Origin of the sequence: Rhizobium sp. AQ_MP (assembly GCF_014237835.1) — a bacterium.
In the GTDB taxonomy this organism is placed as follows: domain Bacteria; phylum Pseudomonadota; class Alphaproteobacteria; order Rhizobiales; family Rhizobiaceae; genus Allorhizobium.
The window spans coordinates 68,762-79,667 of the sequence record NZ_JACJVI010000019.1 but is presented as its reverse complement, the minus strand read 5'-3'; the positions used below and the strand labels follow the sequence as shown (position 1 = coordinate 79,667).

The 10,906-nt window shown below is 63.1% G+C and carries 16 protein-coding genes; 9 read left to right on the top strand and 7 right to left on the bottom strand.

Annotation, left to right across the window (positions count from 1 at the left end; genetic code table 11):
* Positions 1–12 precede the first annotated feature (12 nt).
* Positions 13–138, top strand: coding sequence for a hypothetical protein (locus H6M51_RS21240; protein WP_407073604.1), 126 nt, complete (start codon positions 13–15; stop codon positions 136–138).
* A 312-nt stretch (positions 139–450) separates the two neighbouring features.
* On the opposite strand, the gene H6M51_RS21235 is transcribed toward H6M51_RS21240, so the two are convergent.
* The 3 genes from H6M51_RS21235 to xylF all read right to left on the bottom strand — a co-directional run bounded on the left by H6M51_RS21235 (position 451) and on the right by xylF (position 3,844).
* The gene (locus tag H6M51_RS21235; protein ID WP_185811802.1) at positions 451–1,236 is read right to left on the bottom strand and encodes an ATP-binding cassette domain-containing protein; all 786 of its coding nucleotides are present in this window, start codon (positions 1,234–1,236) and stop codon (positions 451–453) included.
* 14 nt (positions 1,237–1,250) lie between these two features.
* Positions 1,251–2,564, bottom strand: coding sequence for a sugar ABC transporter permease (locus H6M51_RS21230; RefSeq protein WP_185811801.1), 1,314 nt, complete (start codon positions 2,562–2,564; stop codon positions 1,251–1,253).
* A 239-nt stretch (positions 2,565–2,803) separates the two neighbouring features.
* Positions 2,804–3,844 (bottom strand): D-xylose ABC transporter substrate-binding protein, encoded by a 1,041-nt coding sequence (gene xylF, locus H6M51_RS21225; RefSeq protein ID WP_185811800.1) that lies wholly within the window; start codon positions 3,842–3,844, stop codon positions 2,804–2,806.
* 239 nt (positions 3,845–4,083) lie between these two features.
* On the opposite strand from xylF, the gene H6M51_RS21220 reads away from it, so the two are divergent.
* The 7 genes from H6M51_RS21220 (at position 4,084) to H6M51_RS21190 (ending at position 8,786) form a co-directional block, all read left to right on the top strand.
* Positions 4,084–5,295 (top strand): ROK family transcriptional regulator, encoded by a 1,212-nt coding sequence (locus H6M51_RS21220; RefSeq protein WP_185811809.1) that lies wholly within the window; start codon positions 4,084–4,086, stop codon positions 5,293–5,295.
* Between the two features lie 21 nt (positions 5,296–5,316).
* A complete protein-coding gene (locus H6M51_RS21215) occupies positions 5,317–5,661 on the top strand; it encodes a BrnT family toxin (protein ID WP_348644553.1) in 345 nt (114 codons plus the stop codon).
* Positions 5,615–5,872 carry a BrnA antitoxin family protein gene (locus H6M51_RS21210; protein WP_185811799.1) on the top strand — a complete coding sequence of 86 codons (258 nt, stop codon included), beginning with the start codon at positions 5,615–5,617 and terminating at the stop codon, positions 5,870–5,872. Before H6M51_RS21215 ends, H6M51_RS21210 begins: the two co-directional genes overlap by 47 nt.
* 155 nt (positions 5,873–6,027) lie before the next feature.
* Positions 6,028–6,240 (top strand): hypothetical protein, encoded by a 213-nt coding sequence (locus H6M51_RS21205; protein WP_246780623.1) that lies wholly within the window; start codon positions 6,028–6,030, stop codon positions 6,238–6,240.
* Positions 6,241–6,337: 97 nt separating this feature from the next.
* Entirely contained in the window at positions 6,338–7,096 is a 759-nt protein-coding gene (locus H6M51_RS21200; protein WP_185811798.1) for a haloacid dehalogenase type II, read from the top strand.
* Positions 7,097–7,255: 159 nt separating this feature from the next.
* The gene (locus H6M51_RS21195; protein WP_185811797.1) at positions 7,256–7,504 is read left to right on the top strand and encodes a DUF982 domain-containing protein; all 249 of its coding nucleotides are present in this window, start codon (positions 7,256–7,258) and stop codon (positions 7,502–7,504) included.
* A 205-nt stretch (positions 7,505–7,709) separates the two neighbouring features.
* Positions 7,710–8,786, top strand: a complete 1,077-nt coding sequence (locus H6M51_RS21190; RefSeq protein WP_185811796.1) for a GGDEF domain-containing protein — start codon at positions 7,710–7,712, stop codon at positions 8,784–8,786.
* Between the two features lie 9 nt (positions 8,787–8,795).
* On the opposite strand, the gene H6M51_RS21185 is transcribed toward H6M51_RS21190, so the two are convergent.
* Together H6M51_RS21185 and H6M51_RS21180 are read right to left on the bottom strand one after the other, a co-directional pair.
* Positions 8,796–9,233 (bottom strand): YqaA family protein, encoded by a 438-nt coding sequence (locus H6M51_RS21185; RefSeq protein ID WP_185811806.1) that lies wholly within the window; start codon positions 9,231–9,233, stop codon positions 8,796–8,798.
* Between the two features lie 174 nt (positions 9,234–9,407).
* The gene (locus H6M51_RS21180) at positions 9,408–9,710 is read right to left on the bottom strand and encodes a hypothetical protein (protein WP_185811795.1); all 303 of its coding nucleotides are present in this window, start codon (positions 9,708–9,710) and stop codon (positions 9,408–9,410) included.
* Between the two features lie 137 nt (positions 9,711–9,847).
* On the opposite strand from H6M51_RS21180, the gene H6M51_RS21175 reads away from it, so the two are divergent.
* Positions 9,848–10,240 (top strand): DUF1622 domain-containing protein, encoded by a 393-nt coding sequence (locus H6M51_RS21175; RefSeq protein ID WP_185811794.1) that lies wholly within the window; start codon positions 9,848–9,850, stop codon positions 10,238–10,240.
* Here the strand turns inward: H6M51_RS21175 and H6M51_RS25005 are convergent, their stop codons facing one another.
* Complete coding sequence (locus tag H6M51_RS25005) at positions 10,241–10,462, bottom strand: YetF domain-containing protein (protein WP_348644552.1); 222 nt, start codon at positions 10,460–10,462, stop codon at positions 10,241–10,243.
* Positions 10,463–10,488: 26 nt separating this feature from the next.
* Positions 10,489–10,782 carry a hypothetical protein gene (locus tag H6M51_RS21170; RefSeq protein WP_185811793.1) on the bottom strand — a complete coding sequence of 98 codons (294 nt, stop codon included), beginning with the start codon at positions 10,780–10,782 and terminating at the stop codon, positions 10,489–10,491.
* Positions 10,783–10,906 lie beyond the last annotated feature (124 nt).

Sequence of the window (10,906 nt, the reverse complement as noted above, 5' to 3'; positions counted from 1 at the left end):
CTCGCCACTCCGATGAAGCGCCACGGCACCGTCGAGGAGATCGCCGCCGCCGCTCTGTTCCTGGGCTTCGATGCGACGTTCACGACGGGTATCGAATTGCCGATCGATGGCGGCATCTCGACCGTCGATGCGCCGTAACAGGCGCGAAAACTTCTTTGTTGGCGTCGGCTTTCCAACGCGCGCTGAGGACATTTTTATGACCGCAATGCAGTCGGAAGCGGTCATGGAGGTCGCGCGCTACAATGTCAGCTATATCATCCCCGACTTCCGGGACAGGATGGTCCGCTCCCGGCCCCATTCCAGCCTGCACCCTCGAAGTGGTCCATGTCTCCTATTGGCGCAAAGCGGAAGCCTCCATCTCGCCCCCTTCCCCAACCTCACAGCCCCCCCTGCCCCCAATAGAAAAGGGGGCCGCGGCCCCCTTAAGCTTGTTCGAACGATTGTCGCCGCTCACGCCGTCTGCATGGCGCCTGGGCCTGGGATTGCGCCGGGGGGGCACTTGCCGAGGATGATCATGCCCAAGACTTCGTCCTTGGTGACATCTTCGGTGCGGGCATGGCCCACGACGCGGCCGTTCTTCATGACGAAGACGCGGTCGGCGAGGTCGAAGACGTCGTGGATGTCGTGGCTGATCAGGAAGATGCCGATGCCATCCTTCTTCAGCTGCTGGATGAGATCGCCGACCTGGGCGGTTTCCTGCGGGCCCAAGGCGGCCGTCGGTTCGTCCATGATCAGGATCTGGGCGTCGAAGAGGATTGCACGCGCAATCGCCACCGACTGGCGCTGACCGCCCGAGAGTGCCTTGACCGGCTCCTTGAAGCGCTGGAAGTTGGGGTTCAAGCGCCCCATGACTTCACGCGCCTTGGCTTCCATCGCGACGTCGTCGAGCGTGCCCCAGGCGGTGCGCAGCTCGCGGCCGAGATAGAGGTTGGCGGCGGCATCGACGTTATCGGCGACGGCGAGCGTCTGGTAGATCGTCTCGATACCGTATTTCTTGGCGTCGCGCGGGTTGTTGATGTCGGCAAACTCGCCGCGGACCAGGATATCGCCGTTGTCGCGCTTGTAGGCGCCGGAGAGGATCTTGATCAGGGTCGACTTGCCGGCACCGTTATGGCCCAGCAGCGCCACGACTTCGCCCGGGAAGAGGTCGATCGAGGCATCGTCGACGGCGTGAATGCCGCCGAAGGAAATGGAAACATTGCGCATTTCCACGAGGGGGGTGCGTTTTTCAGACATGAGTTCAACTCCCCTTACTTCGCACGCGAGCGGTAGACGGTGTCGAGCCAGACCGCGACGACGAGCACGATACCGATGACGATGCTCTGGAGCGGTGTGTCGAGACCGAGCAGAACCATGCCCGAGTTCAGTGATTGCATGACGATGGCGCCGAGCATGGCGCCGGCGATGGTGCCGACACCGCCGGCAAGCGAGGTGCCGCCGATGACGGCTGCGGCGATGGTGTAGAGCTCGTCGAGCGTGCCCTGGGCATTGGTCGCGGCATTGAGGCGGGCGGTCGAGATGGCGGCGGCGATGGCGCAGAGCGCGCCCATCAGCGCAAACAGCTTGACGGTGACCCACTTCACCTTGATGCCGGCGAGTTCGGCCGCTTCCGGGTTGCCGCCGATCGCGAAGACATAGCGGCCGAAGCGGGTGCGGTTTGTGATGAAGGCCATGACCATGGCGATGCCGATGGCGATCAGAACCGGGACGGCGATGCCGAGACCGATCTGCAGGCCGCCTTCCGGCCAGGCGATGCCGTTGGCTTCGGCATATTTGCGGGCGAGGTTCACCGGCATGTAATAGCTGTTGGCGACCCAGACGGCGCCGAGGATCGCCACGCAGCCCGAAGCGACGAGGAAATATTCGGCCCAGAGCGGACGCAGCGGGAAGCCGAAGCGGCGGCGCTGCTTGCGGGTGTTCAAGATCGACAGGACGATCATCAGGCAGGCGACGACGCCGACGATCCAGCTGGCGGTCACCCCGATCGATCCATCCGCGCCACCGCCCATCAGGCGGTAGGTGGTGTCCATCGGGGCAACGGTTGCGCCCGAGGTGACCATCCAGGCCGCACCGCGCCAGACGAGCAGGCCGCCGAGGGTGACGATGAAGGCGGGCACGCCGAGGAAGGCAATGATCGCGCCATGGAAGGCGCCGATGGCGGTGCCGACGAGAATGCCGGCGCCAAGCGCGATGATCCACATCATCGGATGTTCGAAGCCAATGATCGGCGGAAGGATGCGGGCCTGCAACACGCCCATGATCATGCCGACAAAGCCGAGAATGGAGCCGACCGAGAGGTCGATGTTGCGGGTGACGATGACCAGCACCATGCCGGTCGCCATGACCGAGACGGAGGCTGCCTGGACCGAAAGGTTCCAGAGATTTCGCGGCGTCAGGAACAGGCCGTTCGACAGGATGTCGAAGCCGATCCAGATGAGGCCGAGCGCAATGACCATGCCGAGCAGGCGCGTGTCGATCTCGGTGGCTTGAAAGAAGCGCTTCAGCGCTGAAACATTGGAAGCCCGGGCTCCATGCGCGGGCGTGGCAAGGCTGTGATCCGCCATACGAATTATTCTCCCCAGTCGTTTGTCGGCTTGCGAAGGGCCGCGCCTTGCGCGGACTTGCGGGCTTTGGCCCGCCATGCGGATCGAGGCATGTCTCATTATCGTGTGCGGATCATCGAGGAACGGCGGCCCCTTAAAACCGTCGATCCAATCCTGCCGCGATGCTCTCGATCAGTCGAAACGCCGCAGCACAAAAGGCTGCGGCGTTCCGGCTCAAGCTCTAAAGGTCAGTCACTCGATCAGTTGCAGGCAGCAACCGAACCGGCGGCAACGCCCTGGCAGGCCTCCTCCTTGGAGATCCAGCCAGCGTCGATGACGACGTTGAGGTTTTCCTTGGTGATCGGCAGCGGAGCGATGAAGTAGGAGTTCATTTCAACGCCCTTCGGGCCGCCGGAGAACTTCACGGTGCCTGCGATCTCGTCCATGGACTTGCCAGCAGCGAGTTCGCTTGCCACTTCACCGGCCTTCTTGCCGAGTTCGCGGCTGTCCTTCCAGACGGATACGGTCTGGGTGCCGAGAGCAACGCGGTTCAGAGCGGCCTTGTCGCCGTCCTGGCCGGAGACCGGAACGGAACCGGCGAGACCCTGGGCTTCAAGCGCTGCCACGACACCGCCGGCCATACCGTCGTTCGAGGAAACGACTGCATCGACCTTGTTGTTGTTGGCGGTCAGGAACTGCTCCATGTTCTTCTGGGCAGCTTCCGGCTTCCAGCCGTCCGTGTAGGCTTCACCGACGTTCTTGATCTTGCCGGCGTCCATGGCTTCCTTCAGCACTTCCATCTGACCGGAATAGAGGAAGTCGGAGTTCGGGTCGGTGGACGCGCCCTTGATGAAGACGTAGTTGCCTTCCGGCTTTGCCTTGAAGACTTCGCGCGCCTGCATGCGGCCTACTTCCTTGTTGTCGAAGGTGATGTAGTAGGCGTCGGGGTTTTCGATCAGACGGTCGTAACCGATGACCGGGATACCTTCAGCAACGGCCTTTTCGATGGCCGGGCCGATGGCTTCCGAATCCTGCGCCAGAACGATCAGGGCGTTTGCACCCTGGGCGATCAGGCTTTCGATGTCGGTCAGCTGCTTGGCCGGCGACGTCTGGGCGTCAGCGGAAATGTACTTGTTGCCGGCGGCTTCAAGGGCTGCCTTGATCGCGGCCTCGTCCGTCTTCCAACGCTCTTCCTGGAAGTTCGACCAGGACACGCCGACGGTCAGACCTTCGGCATTGGCGACAGAATGCAGGCTCACGATGACGGCAGTCGCTGCCATCAGCTTCATAACGGATTTCATTTTAAAACCTCCCAAGGTGAAAGCGGACCGCCGGAAGACCTCCCTACCGAACGACCCGCTGCGAAACTGCCCTTACCCCATGGACCCCCGTCCAATGGTTTTTCTCGACAGTCGAGAAAATAACTGTCAGAAGATTCTCACCCTGTCAACACGGGCCGGGGGAGGCTTGCAAAGACAGTTGCCAAATGCTTTGGGAGGAGCATGCGGTGGACCACACGAAACCGGGCGACAAGCCCATCATGACAGCCAGTCCTAGGGCGAGCACAGAGGCCGTTCGCCACCAGAACAACGGGCTTGTGCTCAAGGTGCTCAGGCGCGACGGGCCGCTTGCGCATACCGACCTATCCACCGCGACGGGCCTCTCTTCGGCCACCGTCTCGGCAATTACCTCGCATCTCGAGAAAAATGGTCTCCTGGAACGGCGCGAGGTGGCCAATGCCGGCCAGCGCGGGCGGCCACGGGCGCTGTTTGCCCGCAAGCGCAGTGCCGCCCATGTCATCGCCGTCAGGATCTCATCGCATGCCGTGCAGTATTCGCTCGCCGATTATCGCGGCACGATGATCGACCGATTCGAGGAGGCGCGCGAACAGGGAACGGAGTCTCCGAAGCGGTTCCTCGACGGGTTCCGGGCCGCGATCGAGCGGCTCATCCAGCGCTCGCGCCTGCCGGCCTCAGCGATCTCGATCATCTCGATCTCCAGCAAGGGTCTCGTTCATCGCGAGGGGGCAAAGCTCCTCTGGTCGCCGGTGTTCGGCTATCAGGAGCTCGACTTCGAGACCGCGTTGACGGGCTTCGGCGGCAGCCGCATCCATCTCTTCAACGAGAGCCTGCTGGTCACCCATGCGCTGGCACTCAGGCTGGAAAAGAACAGGGGCGCGCCGCTCGCCTCGCTTGCCACGCTCTCGCTCGGCCATTCGATCGGGCTCGGGATTGCCTATCGCGACCAGCATGGCGACCTGGAAATCAGGGCGCCGAATTTCGGCCACATGCTGCATGCGAGCGATGGCAAGCTCTGCCGCTGCGGGGCGATCGGCTGCATCGAGGCTTCTGCTGGCTTCTACGGCATCCTGCGCATGGCGTTTGAAGTGCCGCCCGACACGATCCCGGCGAAGTTCGTGCCGCTCGCCGAGATGGAAAAGATCGCCACCCGCGCCCGGCAGGGACACCGGGCCTCGGAATATGCCTTCCGGCAGGCGGGACTGGCGCTCGGCCAGGGGCTGTCGCGCATGCTGAGCCTTGCCGAAGAAACGATGCCGATCGCGATCACCGGCCCCGGCACGCGCTTCATGGATCTCTTGACCCGCGGCCTCGATGAGGGGCTGGCGCAATCGCAGCATGTCAAAGTGCGCGGCGCGCCGGAAATCCTGATCATCACGGAGGAAGAGACGCTGGTGTTCGAGGGGCATGTGGACCGGGCGCTGACGGAGATCGACCAGGATCTTGGTGGGTAAATACGTGTGCCTTGCCCACGCATGCGCGACAAGGTAGTGTTTTCAATATTTTCTGCTGGTCTCTTCCTATTTTTCGTAGTAACAATAATGGATATTGTTTTCGATCCGGATAAGCGCCTCAAGGCGCTGAACGAGCGAGGATTGGACTTCGCGCGGGCAGACGAGGTCTTTGCGGGGCCCCACCTGACGATACAGGACGACCGGCGTGACTATGGAGAAGTACGCTTCATGACCATCGGACTGCTGGATCGGCGGATGGTCGTCATGATCTGGACGCATCGTGATCCGGCCCTCCGGATCATCAGCATGAGGAAAGCAAATGACCGCGAATACGCCATCTACTCCGGACGACTTCTCGGACATTGACGACGAGGCGCCGGATCTGTCGACAAGTCCCTGGGTGGAGAAGTTCAGCGCCGCGCCAGTTCGCAGCGGGCGACCGAAAAGCTCGACAACCAAGGTTTCAACCACGATCCGGCTCGATCAGGAGGTCATCGATGCCTTCCGCGCAGATGGGCCTGGCTGGCAATCGCGGATCAATGCCGCCCTGAAGGACTGGCTGCGGACGAGGTCCTGACAGGAAGGGCGAAAACAGCGCTTTCAGATCGACACCCGCAGAAAGCTCAGGCATAGCTCCCCCAAACACATCAGATATTTGCGGGTCTCGCACTGATCCTTCGGCTGCAGCGATCTGCGGCTACGGATGCAGCGGGCATCCCAGGGAAGACCCCGATGATCAAGATCATGGTATTGCTGCATGCGGCTCAGGGCCGGGACTGGCAGACACCGCCGAAGGGCACGAGCCTGAAGACGCTGGCAGAGGCCGAGGAGCAAGGGTTGATCGAGGTGCGCGGCGAGTTTCAGAAGCGGCAGTTCCGGCTGACGACGCGCGGCTTTTCGACCGTTGAACACGACCGGGGCCGGCTCGCGGCGCGGCGGAGCTGACGGGCCTCGGCCTCGGGATCGTCCCTGCGGGTGCCGATCCATCAGCGCTTGAAGCTCGGGGGCCCGCGCCCTACCCTCCCCCTCGGGAGGACGCTTCATGACGGACGCAATCGCATTGCAGGATGAGGGTAGGCGCAAGCACGGGCTCAAGGACGGGCGGCAAGCCTATGTCTTCGATGCCTATGGCACGTTGTTCGACGTGCATGCGGCGGTGCGCCGGCATGCCGAGGCAATCGGGCCGGATGCACAGGCTTTCTCTGATCTCTGGCGGGTGAAGCAGCTGGAATATACCTGGGTGACGAGCCTGATGGGTCAGTATCGGGATTTTCGCGCGCTGACCGAGGATGCGCTCGACTTCTGTCTCGGCCGGTTTCCGGATGTCGACAGGTCGCTGCGGGCCGATCTGCTCAACGCCTATCGCAAGCTCGACTGTTTCGTGGAAGTGCCGACGGTTCTGGCAAAGCTGCGCGAGACCGGAGCCCGGATCGCCATCCTGTCCAACGGCACGCCGGAGATGCTCAAGGAAGCGGTCGAGACTGCCGGCATAGGGGCATTCATCGACGACGTATTCTCGATCGATCCCTTGAAGATCTACAAGACGGCGCCGGCGGCCTATGCGCTGGTCACCTCGACCTACAGGCTCGCCGCACCCGATATCGCCTTCCAGTCGTCCAACCGCTGGGACATTGCGGGAGCCAAGGCCTTTGGCTTTACCTGCCACTGGATCAATCGTTCCGGCGCACCGGAGGAGTATGCAGATCTTGCCCCGGACATGGTGTTTTCCTCGCTGGAAGGCTTGATCCTGGACACCTGCCGGACTGGCCCGGAGACAACGGCGAAACCCTCCGACCGCTGACGATGATCTGCGAAAGGAAAGGTCAGGGATCTGCTTGATCCGTTCTGACCTCAGCCGATCGGCATCAGAGAGCGTGGCGTTGGGGCGTATTGTCGGTTATGGAGGCGCGACGAATGCCCCGAACCCTGCGGTGGCGAAGACGGCGAGAAAGTGAGACCGATGCGCAAGACCTGGAGCAAGCCCGTGATCCTGCACGGGATCGGCGAAGAGGGTGAGGATGTCGTGGTCGACAGCGCGCTCGGCGCCTCCTGGGCGCTGATCGAAGACTGGCCGGAGGAAGACGGCGAGGCTCTCGACAAGGCCCTGCTGGTGCTTGCCGCCGTGGCACAGGGAAAGGCCAAGGAAGAAGACGGTCGCAAGGCATTGATCGCGGCGGCTCTTGAAGCCGGGGTGAAGATCACCGCATGACCGCTGCCTGCTGCTGCGGGCCGAATTCCCCGGTTCTCGCCGGGGATCGGAAGCAGCCCGGCCCCCAGCACTTTGCGCGGGCCGGCATCACTTGTTTTTTTCAATAACATAAATTCCAGATATTGCCTTGGCCGCCCGATAAGGGATGATATTGCCCATACGTTTGCAAGAATCATTTTTTATCATCGATTGACGAGCACCTCTGATGTTCAATCTCGCCGAAGAGCGGCCGTTCCATCTGCAGATCAACATCGCAGCCACGGCTTCCGTGCTGGTGCTGCTGTTTGGTCGGCTGCTTCGACCCGAGACTGGGGAGTTCGGCAGCCTGTCCCACATCGCCTCGATCATGCCGATCTGCCTTTGCTGGGTCATGGCGATGCGCACACGGCATTTCCTGACCTTCCGGATCTTCGGCGGACTCGGCGTGCTCGCCATCACGCTGGCGTTCCGGATGTTTCTCGACACACTCGGCTCCCAAGGCGACTACTGGCGGTTCCTGATCGTCGCCCTGATCCTGATGCATGCGGCCCTGCTGCTGCCGCGGACCATCGATTACGTGGTGACGGCGCTCCTGTGTGGGGCGATCTCGTTCGCCGGCCTGCCGCTCGACTACTTCGCGGCCACCGGCTTTGCCGAATTCGCTGTAGCCAGCGGTGTCACCGCCGTGGTCGGCTCGATGCTCAACATCATCGTCATGTCCTCCTACGGCAAGCTCTTCGAGGCCAAGGAGACCTATCGACGCCTCTCGGGTACGGACTCGCTGACGCGACTTCTCAACCGCCGGGGCTTTCTGGCACGTTTTGCGGAAATGCGCGGGGAGCGCGGCAAGGGGCAGCTCCACCTGGCGATGATCGATCTCGACCACTTCAAGCAAATCAACGACCAGCACGGGCATGATCGGGGCGATGCGGTGCTGCTGGCGATGGCGCAATGTCTGCAGCAGCACGCACCGGGCCTTGCCGGGCGACTGGGCGGAGAGGAATTCGCGATCCTACTGCCCGATTGCAGCCGGCTGGAGGCCCTTCGGCGTCTCGACGGACTGCTTGGTGATGCGCGGGGGCTCAATATCGATGGGATCGGCATTACCTTCAGCGCCGGCCTGGTGACAGCCGAAGCCGGCGAGAGTGCCGAACGGGTGCTGGCGCGGGCGGATCGCGCTCTCTACCAGGCGAAGGCCGCAGGCCGAAATCGCATTGCCTGCGGCGACATGCCCCTGCTGACCGGCGAAGGCGCCATGCGGCCGCATCCCCGGCAGATGTCCGTCGCCGAGAGAAAGGCGTAGACGCCGACCTCAGGTCAGGCCGAGAGTGATGGCGGCAAGTGCGAGATAACGGCCTGCCTTCGCGACGGTGACCAGGAGGAGAAAAGTCAGGAAGGGCGTGCGCAGCACGCCGGCAATGACGGTCAGCGGATCGCCTATGATCGGAACCCAGGACAACAGCAGGGACCAGATGCCGAAGCGGCGATACCAGGCTTCCGCGCGGGCAAGCTTTGCCGGCGGCACCGGAAACCAGGGGCGGTCACGGAAATGCTCGATGAAACGGCCGAGCAGCCAGTTGACCACAGAGCCCAGGACATTGCCCGCCGTGGCGACGAGGAGCAGCAGCATGACCGGCTGATCCTGCGCGAGGATCAGGCCGACAAGCACCGCCTCTGACTGCGCCGGCACGATGGTCGCGGCGAGAAAGGCTGCCAGGAAGAGCGCGAGATAAGCGGCAAGAGCTGTGATCACAAGGCCGGTCTAACCTGCCGCAAGCGGACTGGCAATCTGGCCGAACCGGCTGTCATGACAGACTGGTTCCTTCCGCATTTGCATCCGGCGCTTCAGCCCGCCTGTCCCGGCTGCCAACAAGGGACGCCCGCATCGAGCGGTGCGTCCCTCCAACCTCGTCAGACAGCGCGATCAGACCACGCGGCGGGCGGCGTGCTCGATGTCGGCACCGGCGGCATCGTCGGCATCGATCACCCGGGTTCCCTCAACGCGAGCGCCGGGCTGCAGGCCCTCAGGCCCATGCTCCCTAACCTGATGCGGCGCGGGCGTGGTGATGGCGCCGTGATCGGGATCGTTGACGTCCTGGCCGCGGACGCCGTCTGCGGCGGCGCTCCGTTCATCCGGGTTTGCGCGCGTGCGGCGCTCGGCGGTCGCGTTGGCGATCAACCGGTCGAGCTCGTCTTCGGTCATTGCGCTGAGATCGAAATCCTGCATCTGGCTCTCCTGCTTGTCCGTGATGGGTGGGTTCGCCTCGTCAACGCGCGACGCGGCGAAAGGTGCCCGAGAGCCGGCACAATCCCCGCAACCGATCGGCGGCCCGGGCGTTCAGAACCATGAAGGGAGCCGGGCTCATGGAGTTTGCCAGCATCATGCACATCATCACCCGGGCCATCGAAGCGGTCGGTGTCGCGGTGATCGTCGTCGGAATTGCCGTTGCGGGGATCAGATACCTGACGGCACCCCGCAGTCTGTCGTCCTATGGTGAATTGCGTGCGGGAATGGGGCGCGCCATCCTGCTCGGACTTGAACTGATGGTGGCCGGCGACATCATCAACACGGTCGCCGTGGAGCCGAGCCTTGATTCCGTGGTGGTGCTTGCGATCATCGTCGTGATCAGGACGTTTCTGAGCCTGTCTCTGGAGGTGGAGATTTCCGGCCGATGGCCCTGGCAGGGCAGGCCGGGCGAGCAGAGCCTGCATCACGGCAAGACCGGACAAGACACCGGCCCGACCTCCCCCAGCTGATCAGCTGCGCGTCTCTCCGATGATGCTGAGCGTGCCGTCACTTTCGAGGACAACGGCTGCCACCTGATCCAGCCTCGCGATGCCGTTGGAGCGAAGCGCGCTGATGAAGTGTGGCATAGGCAAGCGTGCCAACGAGCAGGGTTCGCGCGATGCCCGGCCAGCCCTAAAACAGCATGTCCTGGATGTCCACGGTCTATCTCCTTCGTGGCGCGGCCGGGACACCTGTTCTGGATCTCCCCGGAAGACCTTCAGCGCTCCGGGTTGTCGGCATTGGCAAGCGGCGACGGGCGGCCATCGGGACCCTCCTCTCCCTGACGCTCCTCCAGATCCTCCATGTCCTGGTCGACCAGATAGGCGTCTGGCGTGCCGAGCCGGCTGGCTTCGCGAATGGCATCCTGGCCGCCATGCTGCGGTGTCTCGGCACCCGAAGCGTCTTCGCTCGTGTCACGGCCCGCAGAGGCTGTATCAAGGGCGGACGAGCCAGGTTGATCGCCGAGCTTGCGGACGCCGTTTTCGCGGTGGTTGCTGTCGTTCTCTGTCATCGATGATCTCCGTTCCGGGGGGTGTCCCTGCCCCCGCCCAACGGTGCATGGGAGAATTTCGTTCCGAAACGCACGAACAGATCTGGCGGCCGCGGGCCGGCGGAAATGTTGCAATGGCGCCTGC

Bases quoted from the DNA above. Each gene is read 5' to 3' on its own strand.
- H6M51_RS21230 (WP_185811801.1), bottom strand. From the start codon at position 2,564: ATGGCGGATCACAGCCTTGCCACGCCCGCGCATGGAGCCCGGGCTTCC.
- H6M51_RS21200 (WP_185811798.1), top strand. From the start codon at position 6,338: ATGACGGACGCAATCGCATTGCAGGATGAGGGTAGGCGCAAGCACGGG.
- H6M51_RS21220 (WP_185811809.1), top strand. From the start codon at position 4,084: ATGACAGCCAGTCCTAGGGCGAGCACAGAGGCCGTTCGCCACCAGAAC.
- H6M51_RS21180 (WP_185811795.1), bottom strand. From the start codon at position 9,710: ATGCAGGATTTCGATCTCAGCGCAATGACCGAAGACGAGCTCGACCGG.
- H6M51_RS21240 (WP_407073604.1), top strand. From the start codon at position 13: ATGAAGCGCCACGGCACCGTCGAGGAGATCGCCGCCGCCGCTCTGTTC.
- H6M51_RS21210 (WP_185811799.1), top strand. From the start codon at position 5,615: ATGACCGCGAATACGCCATCTACTCCGGACGACTTCTCGGACATTGAC.
- H6M51_RS21235 (WP_185811802.1), bottom strand. From the start codon at position 1,236: ATGTCTGAAAAACGCACCCCCCTCGTGGAAATGCGCAATGTTTCCATT.
- H6M51_RS21195 (WP_185811797.1), top strand. From the start codon at position 7,256: ATGCGCAAGACCTGGAGCAAGCCCGTGATCCTGCACGGGATCGGCGAA.
- H6M51_RS21190 (WP_185811796.1), top strand. From the start codon at position 7,710: ATGTTCAATCTCGCCGAAGAGCGGCCGTTCCATCTGCAGATCAACATC.
- H6M51_RS21205 (WP_246780623.1), top strand. From the start codon at position 6,028: ATGATCAAGATCATGGTATTGCTGCATGCGGCTCAGGGCCGGGACTGG.
- xylF (WP_185811800.1), bottom strand. From the start codon at position 3,844: ATGAAATCCGTTATGAAGCTGATGGCAGCGACTGCCGTCATCGTGAGC.
- H6M51_RS21215 (WP_348644553.1), top strand. From the start codon at position 5,317: ATGCGCGACAAGGTAGTGTTTTCAATATTTTCTGCTGGTCTCTTCCTA.
- H6M51_RS21175 (WP_185811794.1), top strand. From the start codon at position 9,848: ATGGAGTTTGCCAGCATCATGCACATCATCACCCGGGCCATCGAAGCG.
- H6M51_RS21170 (WP_185811793.1), bottom strand. From the start codon at position 10,782: ATGACAGAGAACGACAGCAACCACCGCGAAAACGGCGTCCGCAAGCTC.